19 protein-coding genes are annotated in these 19,549 nt (G+C 36.1%); 13 read left to right on the top strand and 6 right to left on the bottom strand.

All coding sequences use genetic code 11. The annotated features are described in order from the left end of the window. Nucleotides 1-220 precede the first annotated feature (220 nt). On the top strand, nt 221-2,173 hold the full coding sequence (locus MKX57_RS17140) for an LTA synthase family protein (protein ID WP_096365153.1): 1,953 nt from the start codon (nt 221-223) through the stop codon (nt 2,171-2,173). Between the two features lie 322 nt (nt 2,174-2,495). Further along, nucleotides 2,496-3,011 (top strand): DinB family protein, encoded by a 516-nt coding sequence (locus tag MKX57_RS17135; RefSeq protein WP_043990758.1) that lies wholly within the window; start codon nt 2,496-2,498, stop codon nt 3,009-3,011. Nucleotides 3,012-3,154: 143 nt separating this feature from the next. Here the strand turns inward: MKX57_RS17135 and MKX57_RS17130 are convergent, their stop codons facing one another. Continuing rightward, nucleotides 3,155-3,619, bottom strand: a complete 465-nt coding sequence (locus MKX57_RS17130; RefSeq protein WP_089987135.1) for a DinB family protein — start codon at nt 3,617-3,619, stop codon at nt 3,155-3,157. 191 nt (nt 3,620-3,810) lie between these two features. Between MKX57_RS17130 and MKX57_RS17125 the strand changes: the two genes are divergently transcribed. Both MKX57_RS17125 and MKX57_RS17120 read left to right on the top strand, forming a co-directional pair. Continuing rightward, nucleotides 3,811-4,239: an NUDIX domain-containing protein gene (locus MKX57_RS17125; RefSeq protein WP_239355016.1), complete on the top strand. Its 429-nt coding sequence runs from the start codon at nt 3,811-3,813 to the stop codon at nt 4,237-4,239. A gap of 56 nt (nt 4,240-4,295) precedes the next feature. After that, on the top strand, nt 4,296-4,613 hold the full coding sequence (locus MKX57_RS17120) for a hypothetical protein (RefSeq protein ID WP_239355015.1): 318 nt from the start codon (nt 4,296-4,298) through the stop codon (nt 4,611-4,613). Between the two features lie 410 nt (nt 4,614-5,023). Here the strand turns inward: MKX57_RS17120 and MKX57_RS17115 are convergent, their stop codons facing one another. The 4 genes from MKX57_RS17115 to MKX57_RS17100 all read right to left on the bottom strand — a co-directional run bounded on the left by MKX57_RS17115 (nt 5,024) and on the right by MKX57_RS17100 (nt 9,624). Further along, nucleotides 5,024-5,503 carry a GyrI-like domain-containing protein gene (locus MKX57_RS17115; RefSeq protein WP_107922029.1) on the bottom strand — a complete coding sequence of 160 codons (480 nt, stop codon included), beginning with the start codon at nt 5,501-5,503 and terminating at the stop codon, nt 5,024-5,026. Between the two features lie 75 nt (nt 5,504-5,578). Continuing rightward, complete coding sequence (locus MKX57_RS17110; RefSeq protein ID WP_342530274.1) at nt 5,579-7,075, bottom strand: serine hydrolase domain-containing protein; 1,497 nt, start codon at nt 7,073-7,075, stop codon at nt 5,579-5,581. Between the two features lie 168 nt (nt 7,076-7,243). Next, on the bottom strand, nt 7,244-8,365 hold the full coding sequence (locus tag MKX57_RS17105; protein ID WP_342550436.1) for a hypothetical protein: 1,122 nt from the start codon (nt 8,363-8,365) through the stop codon (nt 7,244-7,246). A 251-nt stretch (nt 8,366-8,616) separates the two neighbouring features. After that, nucleotides 8,617-9,624 carry a hypothetical protein gene (locus tag MKX57_RS17100; protein WP_342550435.1) on the bottom strand — a complete coding sequence of 336 codons (1,008 nt, stop codon included), beginning with the start codon at nt 9,622-9,624 and terminating at the stop codon, nt 8,617-8,619. A gap of 260 nt (nt 9,625-9,884) precedes the next feature. On the opposite strand from MKX57_RS17100, the gene MKX57_RS17095 reads away from it, so the two are divergent. From MKX57_RS17095 to tsaA, 4 genes are all read left to right on the top strand, one after another. Continuing rightward, nucleotides 9,885-11,600, top strand: a complete 1,716-nt coding sequence (locus MKX57_RS17095; RefSeq protein WP_239355011.1) for a spore germination protein — start codon at nt 9,885-9,887, stop codon at nt 11,598-11,600. Beyond that, nucleotides 11,578-12,675, top strand: coding sequence for a spore germination protein (locus tag MKX57_RS17090; protein WP_008180822.1), 1,098 nt, complete (start codon nt 11,578-11,580; stop codon nt 12,673-12,675). The genes MKX57_RS17095 and MKX57_RS17090 overlap by 23 nt, the downstream gene beginning before the upstream one ends. Next, the gene (locus tag MKX57_RS17085; protein WP_171365522.1) at nt 12,672-13,862 is read left to right on the top strand and encodes a Ger(x)C family spore germination protein; all 1,191 of its coding nucleotides are present in this window, start codon (nt 12,672-12,674) and stop codon (nt 13,860-13,862) included. Before MKX57_RS17090 ends, MKX57_RS17085 begins: the two co-directional genes overlap by 4 nt. A 63-nt stretch (nt 13,863-13,925) precedes the next feature. After that, nucleotides 13,926-14,387, top strand: coding sequence for a tRNA (N6-threonylcarbamoyladenosine(37)-N6)-methyltransferase TrmO (gene tsaA / locus MKX57_RS17080; RefSeq protein ID WP_090002884.1), 462 nt, complete (start codon nt 13,926-13,928; stop codon nt 14,385-14,387). 70 nt (nt 14,388-14,457) lie between these two features. Here the strand turns inward: tsaA and MKX57_RS17075 are convergent, their stop codons facing one another. Beyond that, nucleotides 14,458-15,147 (bottom strand): helix-turn-helix transcriptional regulator, encoded by a 690-nt coding sequence (locus MKX57_RS17075; RefSeq protein ID WP_008180826.1) that lies wholly within the window; start codon nt 15,145-15,147, stop codon nt 14,458-14,460. Between the two features lie 141 nt (nt 15,148-15,288). Between MKX57_RS17075 and MKX57_RS17070 the strand changes: the two genes are divergently transcribed. The 5 genes from MKX57_RS17070 to MKX57_RS17050 all read left to right on the top strand — a co-directional run bounded on the left by MKX57_RS17070 (nt 15,289) and on the right by MKX57_RS17050 (nt 19,508). Continuing rightward, nucleotides 15,289-16,914, top strand: coding sequence for an NAD(P)/FAD-dependent oxidoreductase (locus MKX57_RS17070; RefSeq protein ID WP_342550434.1), 1,626 nt, complete (start codon nt 15,289-15,291; stop codon nt 16,912-16,914). A gap of 25 nt (nt 16,915-16,939) precedes the next feature. Further along, nucleotides 16,940-17,665, top strand: coding sequence for an SDR family oxidoreductase (locus MKX57_RS17065; protein WP_107922034.1), 726 nt, complete (start codon nt 16,940-16,942; stop codon nt 17,663-17,665). A 29-nt stretch (nt 17,666-17,694) separates the two neighbouring features. Further along, nucleotides 17,695-18,648, top strand: a complete 954-nt coding sequence (locus tag MKX57_RS17060; RefSeq protein ID WP_090002887.1) for an alpha/beta hydrolase — start codon at nt 17,695-17,697, stop codon at nt 18,646-18,648. 127 nt (nt 18,649-18,775) lie between these two features. Further along, complete coding sequence (locus MKX57_RS17055) at nt 18,776-19,192, top strand: YugN family protein (RefSeq protein ID WP_089986701.1); 417 nt, start codon at nt 18,776-18,778, stop codon at nt 19,190-19,192. A 151-nt stretch (nt 19,193-19,343) separates the two neighbouring features. Continuing rightward, on the top strand, nt 19,344-19,508 hold the full coding sequence (locus MKX57_RS17050; RefSeq protein ID WP_008180835.1) for a hypothetical protein: 165 nt from the start codon (nt 19,344-19,346) through the stop codon (nt 19,506-19,508). Nucleotides 19,509-19,549 lie beyond the last annotated feature (41 nt).

Raw genomic sequence — 19,549 nt, 5'->3', positions numbered from 1 at the left:
GGATATTTTTATGCCAACATTTGTGTTAATTAGTAATGATTATACGAATTGTCTATTATGATGCCTAACAACTTGACAGAAGTCTAAATGGGGAGTACTATACATTGGTCGCGAAAAAAGCTATCGTGGCGTAACATTATTTTAAATGCAATGCAATACTTATAATATAAGTTAATAGACATCAAGATTAAATTCAATAAGTACAAGGTAGGTGCAAGAAATGAGAAATTTATTAAGTAAAAAAGACGACCTATTGAATAACTTTTTTGGAATATATGTAGTAGCTGTTTTAATGTTATGGATTAAAACATACATCTCTCAACAAACACAATTTGACCTAGGTGTAGAAGGAGTAATTCAACAATTCCTTTTACTATTAAATCCACTTGGCTCAGCCATGCTATTTTTAGGATTTTCATTTATCTTTAGAGGAAAACGAAAATATACATCACTTGTTGTAGTGTACACGCTGATGTCCATTCTTTTGTATGCTAATATTGTTTATTACCGATTTTTTAGTGATTTCATTACATTGCCAACACTTTCTCAAACGCAGAACTTTGGTGATTTAGGTGGTAGTGTTCTTTCTTTATTAAAACCATATGATATCTTGTTCTTCGTTGATGTATTCGTAATGTTCTACCTACGATTCTCAAAAAGAATTCAAAAAGATACAAAACGTTTTGGCTATAAAAAGGCAATGGCGATCATTACATGTGCATTAGCTATTTCAATTCTTAATTTAGGGTTAGCTGAGGCTAATCGTCCACAGCTATTAACAAGAGGTTTTGATAGAAACTATATTGTGAAATATTTAGGAATGTATAACTATACGATCTATGATTCAGTAGAAACGATGAAAGCATCTTCACAAAGAGCTTTAGCGGATAGTAGTGATATTACAGAAGTGATTAACTATACTAAAGCCAACTACGCAAAGCCTAATGCTGATTATTTTGGTAAAGCAAAAGGAATGAACGTGATCTATTTACATTTAGAATCATTCCAAAACTTTCTTATCGACTATCAATTAAACGGTGAAGAAGTTACACCATTTCTAAACTCATTAGCAAAAGATAAAAATACATTGTATTTTGATAATTTCTTCCATCAAACTGGACAAGGTAAAACGTCCGATGCAGAATTTATGCTAGAAAATTCTTTATTTGGGTTACCGCAAGGTTCTGCTTATATTACAAAAGCACAAAATACGTACCAGGCAGCTCCTAGTATTTTAAAAGATTATGGTTATACATCGGCTGTATTCCATGGCAATAACGGAAGCTTCTGGAACAGAAACGTGATTTATAAATCCTTTGGTTTTGATAAGTTCTATGATGCTAGTTATTATAATACGGGGACTTCAGGTGACATGGCTGAGTATGGATTATTAGATAAACCATTCTTTGAACAATCGCAAAATCTTTTAAGTTCTTTACCACAACCGTTTTATACAAAATTAATTACGGTTGGGAATCACTACCCATATAAAATGAATCAAGACTTAGTAACAATCGATAAAGCAAATACAGGCGATGCAAGTGTTGATAATTATTTCCAAACTGCTCGTTATGCAGATGAAGCAATCGAACAAGTTTTCCAACAATTAAAAGAATCAGGTTTATATGATCATTCGATGATTGTTCTATATGGCGACCATTATGGTATTTCAGATAATCATAACGCAGCCATGAGTCAAGTAATTGGAAAAGATATTACACCATATGAAAGTGCTAATTTACAACGCGTTCCATTATTCATCCATGTTCCGGGTATGGAGGGTGGTACTAACCATACGTATGGTGGGCAAACAGACCTTCTTCCAACGTTATTACATTTACTAGGAATTGATACGCAACAATTTGTTCAATTTGGATCTGACCTATTGTCAGAAGAGCACCATGAAATTGTGCCATTTAGAAATGGCGATTTTGTCAGCCCAAAAATCTATTCAGTGAATGAAAAATTTTATGATAATGAAACAGGTTTACCACTAGATGATAGTCAATTAGAGTCTGCGAAAACAATTAAGAATGAAGTAGATCTTAAATTGCAACTATCTGATAAAGTCGTGAATGGTGACTTATTGAGATTCTATAAGCCAACAGGGTATACGCCAGTTGATCCATCTCAATATAATTACTCCAAAGAAGACGATGTAGAATCGAATTAATGGTAATCCTTTGCTAGGCAGGTTAAGAAAATGAGTAAGGTATCAAGGAGAGTATGTTTGAGTGCTCAGGATACCTTACCATTAGCTTGACCTGTTTTTTTATACCTGATGATTCAGCACGAAGTAAAATAATTAAGGTAAACCTTACAGCCACTAAGGTTGTAAGGCTTTTTATTTTTTTGTAGGAAAGATTCTGTAAGTTTAATGCAAATAGCGAGTATTTGCAATAATAACGCGAAAATTGTGAGAAAATGGAGGAAAACTATTCATATATGAAGAAGTAATAAAGGGCTATTATTTTATTTTCAAGAGGGGGATTTTTTTGCAATTATTGTTTAAATATAATTGGGTGGTAAGAGAAGATTGGTTCCGTTGGTGTGAAGAGTTGAGTGAAGAAGAACTTTTAGAAAATAGAACAGGTGGTATGGGTAATATACTACATACACTCTTCCATATAGTGGATGTAGAGTGGAGTTGGATACGTGTGCTACAAGGTAAAGATGATTTTCAAGAGAATTTTGATGACTATAAAAGCCTTGAAAAAGTTCGGAAATTAACAGATGAGTTTCATTTAGAAGTAGCAAGCTTTGTAAACAAATGGGATGCTAGTATGGAAGAGCGTTTACTTCATCTTCCATTAGAGGATGGAACAATCGAGACGCATACATGGGGTGAAATCGTTCGCCATACTATTGCACATGAAATTCACCATATAGGACAATTATCAATTTGGGCTAGGGAGATTGGGAAAAAGCCAGTTTCTGCAAACCTAATTAGACGAGGTCTTCCCTCAGCATTCGTGGATTCGGTAGATGCACTTCAAGCAGACCCAAAATAAAAAGCCACTCAGATGAGAGGCAATTGTCTTTGAATGGCTGAATAGATCAGTGATAAACCTCTCTCTTTAGGGTGAGGTTTATTTTTATGCAATTCGTTCCGTATTCTTTACAGAATGGGTGCCAAAATATAATCTAATAAATACTATCTTTTCATCTTACGAATATATGCTAATTGTCCAATATGGTAGGCATTATGAGTGGTGGCATTGGAGATGATAGCCCACCATTCGGCCTTCACTGGAAAACCATTTACATCAGATAGTAGTTGCTCCTCTTCAAGAAGTTCCTGCCACTGAAGTAGCGTTTTTAACAATTTATCCTTTAGCTCCAAGAAAGTGACCTCATCTCTAAGAAGAAAGGTATCATCATTGCTTTTAACTTGTGGAATGGCTTGGACATGATTTTCCTTATATCTGATTTGCCAAGTTTCATTCCAATAAATGAGATGTTGGACAATTTCAGCGATACTATGACTGGATTCATCGGGTTTCCAAAATGCATCTTCCTCAGAAAGTCCTTCAACTACTTCATGAAATGACATATACCAGCTACGATCATTTGCATTTGCTAGAAGTTGATCTAACAAAATAGTCTTAGCATCCATCATTCACGTTCCATCTCCTTCCTAGTATACTTCTTACTAGTTTATCATGTTAATGACTGGCCTGAAAACAATACATCAATACGAGCTATATCTGTACAAAACATTCGCATAAAAGACTTTTGATTACGATAGGCGAATTGTTATAATAAAAAATGCACCTATGACACAGATAAAAAAGGATTTGGAGGAAAAAAATGAATAAAGAGCAAATTATAGTGAAAGCTATTTGTGTATTTAGAAAAGAAGACGCAATACTTGTCTGTGAAGGCTTTGATGAAGTAAAGAGGACATTTTATTATCGACCAATAGGCGGAAAAATTGAATTTGGTGAAACGAGTTCGAAAGCGGTAAGGCGAGAAATATTGGAAGAAATCGAAGCGAATATTACTAACTTAAAGCATGTAGGTACAATCGAGAATATATTTACATATAATGGTGATAATGGGCATGAAATAGTGTTTGTCCATGAAGCAGAATTTATTGACATGTCCTTTTATGAAAAAGCTTCTTTTTGGGGGCTAGAAGATAATGGCATACGCTTTAAATTGCTGTGGAAGCCCATTAGTGACTTTTCAAATAATAAATGTAATTTAGTTCCGGATGGATTATTTGAATTGCTCTAGGTTTTACGTAATGACTATAAGTATCGTATGAAAACTAAGTTTAATGGGGTGAGGACATGAGTAAAACTAGGCTATTTGTGATATTTTTATTATTTGCATTTGTAGGCTTATTTGTAGCCGGTTTTTATTCTATTAATCATGTACAAGTTGAAAGCACCTATCTACTTGAAAAACAAAATATTGTCGAAAAGAACGGCCAATATTATTTGTTAATTGATGACCGAGAGCTGATTTTATCAAAGAACTTTTACGAAAAAATACAATTAGAGAAGTATAATGAATATAAAATTAATTATGTATATAATCGTTTAATCAATAACGATGGTGAAGTTGTGAAGCTTAAAAGATATGGTGAACAGCCATGGGGAAAATAACAAAGCGCTATGAATGTTCAGCGTTAATTTTCATTGATAGTGGTTCACGACATTAAGATAGATCTGCAATTAATCTACCGACACCTCTAAACAACCAAAAAATTAATCTGAATGGCAATAAAATCAGCTCTGGTATCCAACAAAGCACATCTAGAAGTAATTCTAATAGGGAGTACTTATTATGTTCTTTGCTTTTTCTCGTTTTTCTTTTCTTACTTTGCCACCATTCAATCATAAAACAAACCCCGTTTCCCAAAATTCAGTCGAATCATATAACTTTTATTAAATAAATTTACGTTCAAGATTGGATTTAGTTTCATTTTTTGTAGCGTTTCATTATTTTAAAATAGCCAGTTACTCATGACTTTTCGAGTAACTGGCTATTTATTTAATCCATGGGATTAAGGAGATTATAATGGTATATAAAGTTTAATAATATGATTATGATTGTTCATAGCTGCTAGATCATCCCATTGTTCGATATCAAATGGTCGCGGGGTTACATAGTTATGGTCTTCCAACCAATCATTCATAGCCATATAGGTATTATCGATATTTTCCTCAGGTCCTTGGTGCTTAAATACTAAAAATCCACCGTTAGGAATGGTATGTGTAATCATAGCGTTTGGTACAAATGAAAAATCACTTACTTCCACTGCTACGATATGTGTATAAGGGGTGTCAGGTGTCCATTCTTCTTCATCATATACTTGGATAAGAAAAATGCTATTATCTATCCTATTTTTGATGAAAGGAAGTTGAATTAAAACTTGTTCTCGTAAATTTTTTACAATGTTTAATTGAATGTCCTCGTTTAGACTGGCCTTAGTAGAAAATCCTATGAAATTCATCCTTTGTTTATGGACCTTTTCAACATCTTTTAATAACATTTACTCACTAACCTTTCTGCTTTAGAATATCCTAGCAAAAGCTTGTTGGTATATGGTTAAATATTCCATATACAATTAATCTAGCACTTTCCTTTTTGTCATAATGAGTATAATCCCCCATGTTAAATATAGAATACAAGCCATTATAATGCTAACCAATAATACCGATATAGAGGTCGGTGCCCACACCTTAATAAAGGTCCAATTTAAACCGCCAAGTAATACTTCTGGTGCCATAAAAATCGCTGTTATCAGGATGGCAACGAGTAATGAATGGACCATTAATAAAATTATTTTCTTGTTAGTTAGCTTAGTCAATTGGCGTCTTTTTTTATAAATATTGGTGGCCGTTTTGATTAAAAGATAGCAAAGGATTAGACAGATTCCTATTATAATGATACTTATTATCGTGACGATTTTATCTAGCTTTTGATAGCTATTAGCATGTTGGGGAGCTGTTGTTTTACCTTCCCACAAATCCATGATTCCTTGGCCGATAGCAGTTGTCGAGCTTGTATTCATATTGGCTAAAATTGCAACCCCTATTTGCTCATCAGGCTGCATCATGAAATACGATGTAAACGTCGGATTTTCTCCAGCATGGTAAATGTAGGGCTTGTTTTCATTGTCAACCACTGCCCAACCAGTAGCATAAAAAGTATTTGTATCAAAAGGTTCTACAGAGTGGTCAGGGGTATGGGATTCTTTAATGGTGTTAGCGTCAATCGAATAAATGTCACTATTGCCTAACTGTAATTTCAACCATTTTGCAATATCATTTGCGTTACTGATGATATAGCCAGCAGGGATATTTCCTCGGTAGATAGGGGCTGTAAAAGGTCGCTCTTTCATAAGCCCTATTTTATAACCCGAAGCCATATGAGGGGATTCTACTTGATGAATTCCTACAAACGATTCATACATACCGATAGGTTCTAAAATTTTATGTTTGACGTATTGATCATAGGGCATTTTGGATACTTGTTCAATGAGTAGTCCTAACACATCGTAATTAATCGTTGCATATTCAAAAGAGCTTCCTGGTTTTCGATTTAATGTTTGATGTAGTAATGTTTTGACCGTTTGTTCAAGGGCGTTTTTGTCAGTGCTTTCTGGAATTTGAACTATGGAATTAGAAGGAATCCCACTTGTATGCGACAGTAATTGCTGAATCGTTATAACTTCTTTTTTTCCATTATAGGTTAACGTTAGCCATGGGATATATGTTTGAATATCATCTGAACGTTTCAGTACTCCCTTTTTTTCCAATTGGAGAATGGCAAGGCCAGTAAAGGCTTTAGATGTCGAGCCTAGCTCAAAAAGAGTATCTGAAGTGACGGGTGTCTTTGACTTCGTATCTGCATACCCAAATCCTTTTTGATAAACGGTTACCCCCTTATCAACAATAATTACTGAAAGGCCAGGGATTTTACTAAGAGCTTGTTGTTCCTCAATAAAGTGTTCAATTTTACGGATTTTTTCTTTGGATGTTGCATGTGCGAATTGTGGTAACATCGTACAAAATACTAGCATTACAGCAATCATCACAGATTTTTTAATAAATAATGTCATGCTCATTTCTCCTTAACATATAAATTGCTTGTTACAACAAGGATTACTATATCAAGCAATTTATGGTCAAACTATCGATTAACATGACTATTCCATAGAATACATGACAATTTTGTCATATAAGAGAAAAGGGCTACTCCTATAGTAAATAGGAGAGCCCTAATAATATTATTTTGTTTGTTCTGGAAGTAAGTCATTCCCGTGAATGATTAATTTCGATGCCGAAATCAGAATGTCTCTATTTGCCAAATAATAGGGATCTAAAATTTTATAAAAGGCTTCCCATTGGGCAGCAGCCTTTTCATCTTCACCTTTTTGATCTAAGGCATTTGCTTCCTCATAGAGCTGTTTTAATTTTGTGTAATCCGATTCGCTAATGTCAAATTCGATATCTGACATATATTCTTCAAAGGAAACTGGCTTATAATATGAATTAATGACTTCGTAGAATTGATCCCATAGCTTGATGGAAAGCTCTTCGTTTTTATCTTTATCAGCTTTTTGAGCCTCCTCATAAATCGCCTTTAGCTTTACGAGATCCTCTTTTGTTATGTCTAAATCCATATCAGTCATATACTGCTCAAACGTTAGTGGAGGATATAGCTCTTGGAAGTATGCCTCTAAAATAGTAAAGATTTTATCTATTTTTTCTTGTGCCTCATCTGATTTATCTTCTTTAGTGAATTTTACCCAATCATCATAAAGTGCTTTAAGCTGTTCTTTATCTTGTTTTTTGATGACGATGTTTTGCTCAGCAAAAGCAGCTTCATTAATGAATTCTTCAAAAGGCTCAGGCTGCCAATTTGCCAATTCATAAGGTCTTGTAATTTTATTCATGGCCTCATAAACTCGGTCCATTTCTTCATAATTCTCTTCTTTTTCTGCTTTTTTCATGTCAGTGAAGAGCTTTTCTAATTGAACTAATTCTTCTTTTGTGACTTCTTTAGGTAAGCTTTTTTTATACACATCAAAAGTATAGAAATCTGAGTAATCTTCTACAATGCTTCCTTCAACAGCGATTTCCTGTCCTTCTACTAGCTTCAATTTTTCGATTTGCTTGTCAGAGAATTTGTGTAAGCCAATAAAATAATTTTTGCCGTCAGCTCCTTTAATAGAAAGGCCATCGCCATCAAAGTACTTAATGGTACCTTTTATCTTTTGTTCTACTTGTATAGTGACTTGTTTAGTTGTATCCACTGATGTTGCACCAGCTTGAAGCGGGGTCATTACGGCCATTCCTAGTGTTAATGCGGAAGCTAAAATCCAAGTTTTCTTAAAAGGTTTTTTCATTTTTATCCATTCTCCTTTAGGTTAACTTCTGTTACCAATTATTAGACGTTTTACCAAAGGAAAAAGTTTTATCTTCTTTAAGAAAAATTTAAAAAGAATATGGTGGTGGTTTCTAAGGCAAAAAAAGGCATCCCTTTTTAAGGGAATGCCTTTTTTATAATGAAATAAGGGTAAGCCATTGATTCTCATTACTCGGTCAAGCGATAGCACTACAACCATCGTGTGTGAACTTCTCGAAAGGCATCCCTTATTTATATTTCATCCTGGAAATAAATTTTATAAAATTTTCGATTTGTTGCCTCATCATAGCCAACTTCAATCAGCTCGTCTATTTGATCGATATGCTGAATATTGACTTGAATTTCAATTTTGGAATCAAGCTTTATTTTGCGTTTATATTTCTTTTCAGCTTTTTCTAGTGCGCTGTCAGAAATAACGGTTTCATAAGGTTTGACTGAATTGACGAGGATATCCTTTTGGGTAGCATCCGCTTGCTTAAATACAGTGTCAATATAATGGTCAACTTGAAATTCCTCTTCATTTCTAAAATAATCTAACGTTTTATTTAAAAAGCCTAGCTTCTCTGTGTTCGAGTAATTCTCTTCTTTTAAAATATACTTCTTGCATTCATTAAGCGCTAAATCAGTTTTATGGTAATGCTCATCTGCTGCTTTAATTTTTAAAAATCGTTCCTGCCAATAGACAATATCCTCTTTTCGCTTCGTCTTTATAAATACAGCAGGGGGTTGCTCTTGTCCCATATCTACGATGATCGCCATATTATTAATTTTTTTCACATTAATGCCATCCACACCATGAATGATCATTTTATTATTGTCATTTTTGACATCTAAAAACATTTCTTTTTCATCAATTTTAACAATGGCAATGACCTTTTTAACCTCATTTAATAGAAAACAATTTTCAAACAAGCCAATAAATAGCTCTCCGCTTTTAATATTTGGGTGCTGGGATACACTATGTAAGTGCTTCGCCATATTTTGAGATTGTTCAAGAAAGCTACTGTCCTGCTCAAATATTTTTTGGGAATAGGCAAAAACTTCATTCAGCTCTATATCTGTTTCATGGAAAAATTCATATTGCTGCTCCAGCTCTATTTTACTAAATGCAAGCTGTGTAAAGGCAGCCTCTAGCATGAGCTCCGGCTGTGTAAATTCCTCTTCTCCTAAAAGAAGTGTCGACTCGCTCAAAAAATGGATACTATAGTGTGCTAATTTACTTTCATTAACTTCTAGCATATATGTCACCTTCTAATTTTTCATAGTAGCTAGTATACCATATCTTATTTTATAGATTTCAATGATTCGGATAAATAAAAGGGGATATAAAGGGCTGAGGAAAGCCCATGAATTTAATCATTAAGCTAAAAACACGCCTCAATGCGAGCACTTTGTCATGGAAAGATGTTGACGTTTAGAAGTTTAAAATAGGACTGCTTAGATAATGATAAAAACATGTAGTAATTCTATGTTCGATTGTATTAAAGAGGGTGATCATTATGTGGGAAAGGATAATATCCTACATACCACATTGGCAAGTTTTTATGCAGGGTTTTTTAGCATTCATTATTCCATTTTTGATTTTCAAATTATTTAATGGTTTAATACTTGAAAAAAAGAAGAATGGCAAGATCGATATGAAGGAATACACGAACCAAAAGGAAGCAGATCAGCCATTTAGTCAAGAAACAGTCGACCCGCTAACAGGTGATTTTAACAAAGATTTTGAACGAATAAAAAAAGAAATTGGGCATAATTGGGATGCCCACTTTAGAGAGTTTCACATAGGAAATACTGATATTCGTGCGGCCATCGTTTTTCTGGAAGGACTGGCAGATAAAATGCAAATCGAAGAGCATATTTTGACTTCGATTATGGAGCGTTTTTCGGACATATCCGCCTCTGATTTAACAGAAAAAGGAAATATACAGAACCTCATGAAAAATAATATACCTATCGGTGATGTCCTAGAAGAATCAACGATGCAAGGAACAATAAGTAAAGTACTAACAGGATATACAGCTTTATTTGTAGATGGTATGCCTAATGCTTTATTACTTTGTACGATAAATGGCAAGACGCGAAATATTGAAGAGCCTATTTCAGAAGCGGTAGTTAGAGGGCCAAGAGTAGGCTTTACAGAAAGATTAAGTGACAATACAGCTCTTCTAAGACAGCAAGGTGAAAATCAGCAATTATCTATCATTCAGATGGCGGTAGGGGAGAGGGTAAAAAAGGAGCTAGTCATTGCCTATATGGATGAGATAGTAGATCCAGAGTTGGTGGAGGAGGTAAAAAAACGGATACAAACAATCGATCTTGATAACCTATTAGAATCGGGCTATATAGAGCAATTAATTGAAGATAATTTTCTGAGCCCCTTTACACAAGTGCAGAACACGGAGCGTCCTGATCGCGTGTATGGGGCATTAATGGAGGGGCGAGTTGCCATTATATTAGATGGCACACCATTTGCTTTAATTGTACCAGTTACCATTAATATGCTACTACAATCGCCGGAAGATTATTATGAACGATGGTTTGCTAGTTCGCTTATCCGTCTTCTACGATACTTAGCAGCTGGGATTACTCTTTTTGGTCCATCCATGTATATTGCTTTTGTGTCGTTCCATCAGGGATTAATCCCAACTAAGCTAGCACTGTCCATGATGTCCACAAGGGAAGGAGTTCCATTTCCTGCGTTAATCGAGGCGCTTATTATGGAGGTAGCAATCGAAATTTTACGAGAAGCTGGACTTCGCTTGCCCAAACCGATAGGTCCTACAATGGGGATCGTCGGAGGTCTTGTTATTGGAGAAGCCGCCGTCCAAGCTGGAATTGTAAGTCCGATTATGGTGATCGTCGTTGCTTTAACCGCTATTTCATCCTTTGCCATCCCTCAATATAACGCTGGGATTACATTACGAATGCTCCGATTTGTGGCCATGTTTTTCGCTGCAATATTTGGTCTTTACGGGGTCATTTTATTTTTCCTGTTCCTGTGCAGTCATTTAGTGAAGCTGAAGAGTTTTGGTGTTCCTTATGTTAGTCCAACTGTCCCATATAGAGCAGGGGATTGGAAAGATTTTATGGTACGTATGCCATTAATGATGATGAAACGCCGACCAAAATTATTACAGCCAAAAGATTCTGTTCGTAAAGGGGAAATACGAGGAAAGGAAAATAGTAGCCATGATCACCAGTCCAAAAGATAAAATTACGACGTCCCAAACAATAGTCATTATTATTAATTATATTCTTGCAACTGGCATTCTCACCTTGCCTCGTGCCTCGGTAGAGAAGGTGAAAACACCAGATGTATGGATTAGTGTTTTTTTAGGCGGTCTTGTCGCCATGATTGCAGGTGTGATTATCGTCAAGCTAAGTCAACAATATCCAGATAAGACATTTTATCAATACAATCAAGATATTGTTGGGAAATGGCTAGGCTGGTTGATTAGCGCGCTTGTCATTACTTATTTCTTTACGATTTCTGCATTTGAGGTTCGAATCATGGCTGAAGTAACCTCCCTCTTTTTATTGGAGGGAACACCCACATGGGCTATAATTTTGCCTTTTTTATGGGTGGGGCTCTATTTGGTGAGTGGTGGGATTAATTCAATCGGTCGTTTATTCGAAATTATATTTCCCATTACCTTTGTGATTTTTTTACTTGTCGCTTTTTTAAGCTTAGGAATCTTTGAAATCGATCATCTTCGACCTGTTTTAGGGATGGGAGTCGTTCCGATATTGAAAGGAATCAAAACGGCGACTTTAGCGTTTCTAGGCCCTGAGATTATGCTGCTCTTAGTGGCATTTATGTACCCATCTGATAAAAAGAAAGCAGTCAAAGTCGTCTTAGTGGGCATAGCGATTCCATTACTTTTTTATGTTATTACAGTTGTAATGGTGATAGGCGCTCTTTCCATCGAAGGGGTCATGACAAGAACATGGCCAACAATCGAACTCATGCGGAGTTTTGAAATTCCAGGATTAATTTTTGAGCGCTTCGAATCATTTTTACTTGTTATATGGATTATGCAAATCTTTGCTACCTTCACCATTACCTATTATGCTGCCGCTCTAGGATTATCTCAGCTTTTTAAGAAAAGCATGCACCCTTTTCTATATGGGTTATTACCGATTATTTATATTATCGCGATGACACCTAAAAATATTAATGACTTGTTTAAGTTTGGCGATAAAATCGGTCATGCTGCGTTATTTTTATTTGGTGTACTACCCATAACCTTACTCCTTATATCAAAACTGAAAGGCGATAAAACATGATGAGACTCTATCAATATTTGCGTATTTCTCTTATGGTAATGGTATCTCTCCTACTTACTGGCTGCTGGAGTAGTAAAGAGATTGAGGATTTAGGATTGATTGTTGGTACCTCATTAGATTTAGCAACAGGAGAGGCTACCACTGAGGAACAAACAGAGGCTAAATATGCTAATAGAACATTGCTTACCGTTACGAATCAATTGGTCACTTCTGAGACAACTGTTACTGGAATGAAAGATGGAACATTACGAGAAAAGGCATATAAAAATGTTTCTGAAACAGGGGATGTTGTTTTACCTACTTTACGAAATATGCTATTAAAGTCAGACAAACATTCATTTGCGGAGCATTCCAAGGTCACCATTATTGGCGATGAACTTGCTAGCACCATTAACCTGCAACAATTGTTGGACTTTTTTCTAAGAGAGCTCGAAATACGACCAAGCGGACTTCTTCTTATTGCTCAGGGGCGGGCAAGTGATACACTTGAAACGAATGAGCCAACGAAAATCCCTGCCTTTCAATTAGTTGAGATGATGGAGGGGCATGAAAGAACAACTAAAATTTTGCCACCTATGACCATTGCGAAATTAGAAGGAAAATTATATTCGGATTCAAGCTTTTTATTACAAAACGTTATTTCAGAAGATGGAGAAGTGAAATTTGTAGGCGCTGCTGTCATTGATGGGAAAACTAAAAAGCTTCGAGGTTTTCTGAATGAAAGTGACTTAGAGGGTATTTCATGGATCACAGGGAAAGGTGAAGGAGGTTTAGTAAAGAGTTTTGATGAAGACTCGAGCTCACCTATCGTTTATGAAATCATGTCTATGAAAAGTAAGATTGTACCAAAAGTAGAGGGTGACCATATTTCTTTTACAGTAAAAATTCAATCTGAAGGAAGAATTGCTGAACATTGGGTACTGTCAGATAAAGCATTTAATAATAAATTTTTAAAAAAAGCAGAGAAAACAATCGAGCAAGAAATTGAACGATTAGTCATGAAAACGTCGGAAAAGCTTCAACAGGAATATCAAACAGATGTTTCAGGATTCGGCAATAAAATAAGAATTAAGTATCCGAAAGAATGGGAAAAGATAAAAAAAGATTGGGATGAGATATTTAGTGAGGTACCTATAAAATGTGAAGTGAACGTAACCATCAAGGATTATGGAACGTCGGGTGATTAATACGTTAATCACCTTTTTTTTATTTATTCCTATATACTGGAATTAGGGAATGGGGATGATGGAATGCAATATATGATTCAACCAGTTGCTACAGTTAGCAATAGCCGGAAAACAATAAAAGATGATCATTGGGGAGAAATTATTTCAACCATTGAACTCTCAGAAAATTTGCATGAAGAGTCGTTGAAAGGATTAGAAGATTTTTCTCATATAGAGATCATTTTTTATTTTGATCAGGTTTCAGACGAACAAATTCAGTATGAAGCAAGGCATCCAAGAAATAATCAAAACTATCCAAAGGTCGGCATTTTCGCACAAAGAGGGAAAAATAGACCTAATAAAATAGGCATTACGATGGTTGAATTGGTAGAGGTCAAACAGAGGACTTTGATTGTAAAAGGACTTGATGCCATTGATGGGACGCCTATTATAGACATGAAGCCAGTGATGAAAGAATTCCTACCGAAAGGAGTTATTAAACAGCCAGCATGGTCAACGGATTTAATGAAGGCATATTGGGAATGAATGTATTAGCTTATTTTCGATTCAGATGCCTAATTCGATAGGCTAAAGGGGGAGTGGTCTGTTCCCCCTATTAAATAACTCCCTCTTGATATAAAATACTGATGGCATGAGTGCGATTTTTGGCCTGTAACTTTTTGATGGCGGATTTTACGTATTGATTGATCGTTAATTCACTTAAATTCATAAAATCGGCCATTTCCTTCGTACTATCTCCTAAAGCAATTTGTCTCATGACCTCTAATTCCCTCTTACTAAGTATACTTCCCTTTTTATGGTCTCTAGCTTGAATGATGAGCTGACCAATCACATTGCCAAAGGCTGTAAAGTCATCTAGTAGCTTTTCAGTTATTTTATCCATATCTATTTGTGTACTGCAAATATAACCAAACACATAATGTCCAATAAAGATAGGAACAATTAAAAAAGCGTTGTTTTGAGAGGAGATGGAATATTTAATACTAATGTTTTTTAAATAGTCCATGCCCGTACAAAATTTAGCTTTTTTCTCAACGATAGCTGAATAAATAATAGGGAAGCTTCGTATTTCCTCACGAATTTCTCCGATATGACTGCCACCTTCTTCATTTAAAAAAATAATACCTTCAGCGACAAAGCCTATCGGTGAATACCTTAATAAATAAGCATCCTTAATCGGAAAAGAATCTAGATATACCTGCAAAATGTGAATCAACAACTCTTCGTGATTGGAATAGTTTTGCACAGTGTCGAAACGTTTTTGAATGGTATAGAGATTGGACATGACCTATCCCCTTTTTTAAGTATATACTACGCTTAAAATAAGGAATTTTCAATATTTTCTGTAAGTTGTAGCATTTATGTTAAGAAAAGCTATTTTTTTCTTAATGTTCACTTGAGAATTTATTAGATGAGGGGGAATGATGTGAAAAATCAACCAATTAAAGAGGTAGATGCAGTTATTCTAGGCGCAGGATTTGCAGGCTTATATATGTTACATCAATTAAAGAGTAAAGGATTTTCAACGATCGTCTATGAAACTGGTGATGGTGTAGGAGGCGTTTGGTATTGGAATCGATATCCTGGTGCTAGATGTGACATTGAAAGTATTTATTATAATTATACTTTCTCTAAAGAATTATATGAAGAATGGACGTGGACATCTAGATTTCCTGAGCAAGAAGAAATATTACGGTATTTAAACTATGTGGCAGATCGTTTAAAATTACGATCCAATATTCAATTCAACACACGCGTCAAGGCGGCACATTTTGATGAGGAACAGCATAAATGGCTGGTTCATCTAAATGATGGGCATCAAGTTTTAGCGAAGTATTTTATTACAGGGATAGGCTGCCTTTCTGCAGCGAATGTTCCTAAGTTTCAAGGGTTAGATCAGTTTAGTGGAAAATGGTACCATACCGGGCATTGGCCACATGAAAAGGTAGATTTCACAGGCAAAAGAGTAGGGATTATTGGAACGGGCTCCAGTGGTATTCAAGCCATTCCGGTAATTGCTAAAGAAGCCAAGCATTTAACCGTCTTTCAACGAACACCACAGTATACAATTCCTGCTCGTAATCATCTGTATGATGAAGACTTTATACGAGAGACTAAGGGGAATTTCGAAAATCTGAAGCATGCAATGAGGAATTCTGTTTCAGGCACCCCTTTTGCCTATAACTACCCATCTGCCATTGAGGATAGTGATCATCATAGACAGGAAGTTTTTGAGGAAGCATGGGCACAAGGCGGTTTTGCCTTTGCATCGACTTACAAGGATTTATTAACAAATGAACAGTCGAATGAAAAGGCGGCAGCATTTATTCGTTCTAAAATACGCGAAACTGTTCAAGATCCGACCGTTGCAGAGAAGTTATGTCCCAAGTATATGTATGGTACAAAAAGACAAGTTTTAGATAGCGATTATTTTGAAACCTATAACAGAGATAATGTTTTACTGGTGGATGTAAAGGAATCGCCCATCTTAGAGATTACTGAAACAGGGGTCCAAACAGCTAGCGATCATTTCGAGTTAGATATTATCATATTTGCAACGGGCTATGACGGCATGACGGGTCCCTTATTTAAAATAGATATTCGTGGAAGGAATGGCGTGACATTAAAAGACAAATGGGAAAATGGTGCATCTGTTCAAACCTATCTTGGACTAGCTACAGCCAGCTTTCCAAATCTATTTATGATTACAGGTCCAGAAAGTCCTTCTGTCCTTGTAAATATGCCAATCGCTATAGAGCAACATGTAGAATGGATAGCACAATGCATCGATTATTTACGTGAACATGATATCGATGTCATGGAGACAAATGCGGAGGCAGAGCAGGCATGGAGTAAACATTGTCGAGAGATTGCGAATGAAACATTATATGTAAAAGGCGATTCGTGGTATACAGGCTCAAATATTGCAGGGAAACCACGTAGCTTCTTAATCTATCTAGGTGGCTTCGATTATTACACAAAACGCTGTCAGGAAGTTGCCCAAAATAATTATGAAGGCTTTCAGCTATTAAAATTAAAATCTATATCATAGTGTCTGAGGAAGGAGCATAAATAATATGGAGCAGCAAGTAGTGATTATTACTGGTGCGGGAAGCGGAATAGGTAGAGAAACAGCTAAACTACTAGCGACAAAAAACAAGGCATTAATATTAGTAGATTTTGATGAAAGGAGTGGTCAGGACACTTTAAAAGCTGTGAAAGAGCATCAGCAGCAGGCCATTTTTGTCCAAGCAGATGTTTCCAACAGTCAAGATGTAAGGAAGTATGTGGATGCTGCCAAGCAGGCTTTTGGTCGAATTGATGCTTTCATTAACAATGCGGGCATTTTAAGTCCACCCACATTGTTAGGTGATTTAGATGAGGAGATGTTTGATCGTGTAATCTCGGTCAATCTGAAAGGGGCATTTTTAGGTTTAAAGTATGTGCTAAAAGAGATGGAACAACAACAATCAGGTGTCATCGTGAATACCGCCTCAGCTGCTGGAATACAAGGGCAGCCCTATATGGGAGGCTATTCGGCAAGCAAGCATGGTGTCATCGGGCTAACTAAAACGGCTGCTATAGAATATGGACCTAGCGGCGTCCGCGTAAATGCTATATGCCCCGGTGGTGTTAGGACCAACATGACAAAGGGACTTGAAACAGGCCCTGAGGAGAATGGGCCTCTAAGAAGATTAGCAAACCCTACTGAAATCGCAAATGTAATCGCTTTCTTAATTTCGCAGGAGTCTTCCTATATGAATGGTGCAGTTGTGACAATTGATGGCGGACTTACATCATAAAGAATTGATAAAAGAGAGGATGAAGCTTAATGGAACATCGTATTGATCCGGAACTAAAAGAATTATTAGCTGTTTTTCCACCTTTAGACTTAGACAATGTACAAGCTACAAGAGATGGGATGGCGGCTGTAGCTGTACCAGCAACAATAGACGAGCAGATTATAGTTACTAATAAAATGATTCAAGGACCTGAAGAGGGTGTTGCACTGCGCATTAGAATCTACCAGCCAAAAGACCAAAGTGAAATTTACCCAGCATTGGTGTGGATTCATGGAGGTGGCTATGTTTTAGGAGCTCCAGAGGGCGATGATTTGCTTTGTCAGCGCTTCGTTACAGATGCAAAGTGCGTCGTTGTATCAGTAGACTACAGACTTGCACCTGAGTATCCTTACCCAGTACCACTCGAAGATTGTTATACTGCGTTAAAATGGGTGGCAGATCATGCAGATGCACTAAGGATTGATAATCAACGTATAGGGATAGCCGGGGCAAGTGCTGGGGGTGGGCTAACCGCTGCTCTTGCATTGCTAGCACGTGATCGCAATTATCCAAAGCTTAGCTTCCAAATGCCTTTATATCCAATGATAGATGATCGGAATAATACACCATCCGCCTTAGAAATTACTGGTCATATGATCTGGAACCATTCCCTTAATCAAAAGGGATGGGAAATGTATTTAAATGGAGAAAACGGTAGTGACAATGTGCCACCATACGCTGCTGCTGCAAGAGCCGATGACTTAACTGGGCTTCCCTTTACTTACACATGTGTTGGTCAGCTAGATCCGTTCCGTGATGAAACGTTACAATATGTAACGAAGCTCTGTCAGGCAGGTGTCGATGTTGAGTTTCATTTATATCCAGGATGCTATCATGGCTTTGAAAGCTTAGTGCCAACTGCCACGGTTAGCCTAAGAACTGTTACAGAATATGTAGAAGCCGCTAAATATGTTTTAAATCGAACAGTGTCAGTTCCTTTATAAATATTGACGAAAATCTCGATACCTTGTTAGTTTAGGGCTTCGGGATTTTTTTGCTGAATGCGAGAAATAGTTTGTAATTCCTCTTTTTAGGATAGACTTTTATTAAGTGAAAGGAGGAGGTTTCAAATTGCTACAGTTTGATTCAAAAATAGTTGGAAAAGAGATAGGCTATGGTTATTTGCGAGATCATATTATTGATCGCGGTTTTACAATTGGTGGGAATTGGGAGTATCATAAAGGGAGCTTTGACGCGGTACTATGGAGAGGTGGCGGCGAAACGATCTATTTGCGCGTGCCCTTTATCGTAACAGTTGGGGAATTAGATAATGAAGATGCCCAAATTCGATTTCAAAAGCCGTTTGTTATTAAACATGTTGCTAACGTTGGTTTAGATTATGATGAAGGCTCTTTACTGGATGCTACAGGAGCTAGTCAGTTCCAGACGCCGCTTGATAAGGATGGGCATATTCATGATAAAAGTAGATGGATACAGGCGGGTGAACAAGTTGTAGAAGAAAAAGTATTGCCTTTTTTTATCAACTAATTAGATAAATATGTATATTCTTTCGAGAAATCGTATGTCTTTTATCCTTGGATTTTTGGGAACTTATAATCAAAAATAGAAAATAGAATTGTCGTAAGAATTTACCAACCTTATAATAGTGTTAGCATACACTACTATAAGAGGTGAGTTTATGGATAAAATAACAATAGATGATTTTTATTATTCCTATCAAAAATTACGACAAGAACGACTCATCCATCGAAAAGAAGCTTATCTTAAAGTACTAGAGCACACAAAAACATTTGGTGAAATAATTATGTTTGAAAGTATAAAAATAAGTAAAAGAGACGTCTAGGGCCGACGTCTTTTTCTATTTTCAAAAAAGGAGGAGACAAG

Origin of the sequence: Lysinibacillus sp. FSL M8-0216, assembly GCF_038595555.1 — a bacterium.
In the GTDB taxonomy this organism is placed as follows: domain Bacteria; phylum Bacillota; class Bacilli; order Bacillales_A; family Planococcaceae; genus Lysinibacillus; species Lysinibacillus fusiformis.
This window is presented reverse-complemented; position numbering and strand designations above follow the sequence as displayed.

Coding starts and splice junctions, on each gene's coding strand:
- MKX57_RS17140 (WP_096365153.1), top strand. CDS start 221: ATGAGAAATTTATTAAGTAAAAAAGACGACCTATTGAATAACTTTTTT.
- MKX57_RS17130 (WP_089987135.1), bottom strand. CDS start 3,619: ATGATGGATGCTAAGACTATTTTGTTAGATCAACTTCTAGCAAATGCA.
- MKX57_RS17125 (WP_239355016.1), top strand. CDS start 3,811: ATGAATAAAGAGCAAATTATAGTGAAAGCTATTTGTGTATTTAGAAAA.
- MKX57_RS17120 (WP_239355015.1), top strand. CDS start 4,296: ATGAGTAAAACTAGGCTATTTGTGATATTTTTATTATTTGCATTTGTA.
- MKX57_RS17115 (WP_107922029.1), bottom strand. CDS start 5,503: ATGTTATTAAAAGATGTTGAAAAGGTCCATAAACAAAGGATGAATTTC.
- MKX57_RS17110 (WP_342530274.1), bottom strand. CDS start 7,075: ATGACATTATTTATTAAAAAATCTGTGATGATTGCTGTAATGCTAGTA.
- MKX57_RS17105 (WP_342550436.1), bottom strand. CDS start 8,365: ATGAAAAAACCTTTTAAGAAAACTTGGATTTTAGCTTCCGCATTAACA.
- MKX57_RS17100 (WP_342550435.1), bottom strand. CDS start 9,624: ATGCTAGAAGTTAATGAAAGTAAATTAGCACACTATAGTATCCATTTT.
- MKX57_RS17095 (WP_239355011.1), top strand. CDS start 9,885: ATGTGGGAAAGGATAATATCCTACATACCACATTGGCAAGTTTTTATG.
- MKX57_RS17090 (WP_008180822.1), top strand. CDS start 11,578: ATGATCACCAGTCCAAAAGATAAAATTACGACGTCCCAAACAATAGTC.
- MKX57_RS17085 (WP_171365522.1), top strand. CDS start 12,672: ATGATGAGACTCTATCAATATTTGCGTATTTCTCTTATGGTAATGGTA.
- tsaA (WP_090002884.1), top strand. CDS start 13,926: ATGCAATATATGATTCAACCAGTTGCTACAGTTAGCAATAGCCGGAAA.
- MKX57_RS17075 (WP_008180826.1), bottom strand. CDS start 15,147: ATGTCCAATCTCTATACCATTCAAAAACGTTTCGACACTGTGCAAAAC.
- MKX57_RS17065 (WP_107922034.1), top strand. CDS start 16,940: ATGGAGCAGCAAGTAGTGATTATTACTGGTGCGGGAAGCGGAATAGGT.
- MKX57_RS17060 (WP_090002887.1), top strand. CDS start 17,695: ATGGAACATCGTATTGATCCGGAACTAAAAGAATTATTAGCTGTTTTT.
- MKX57_RS17050 (WP_008180835.1), top strand. CDS start 19,344: ATGGATAAAATAACAATAGATGATTTTTATTATTCCTATCAAAAATTA.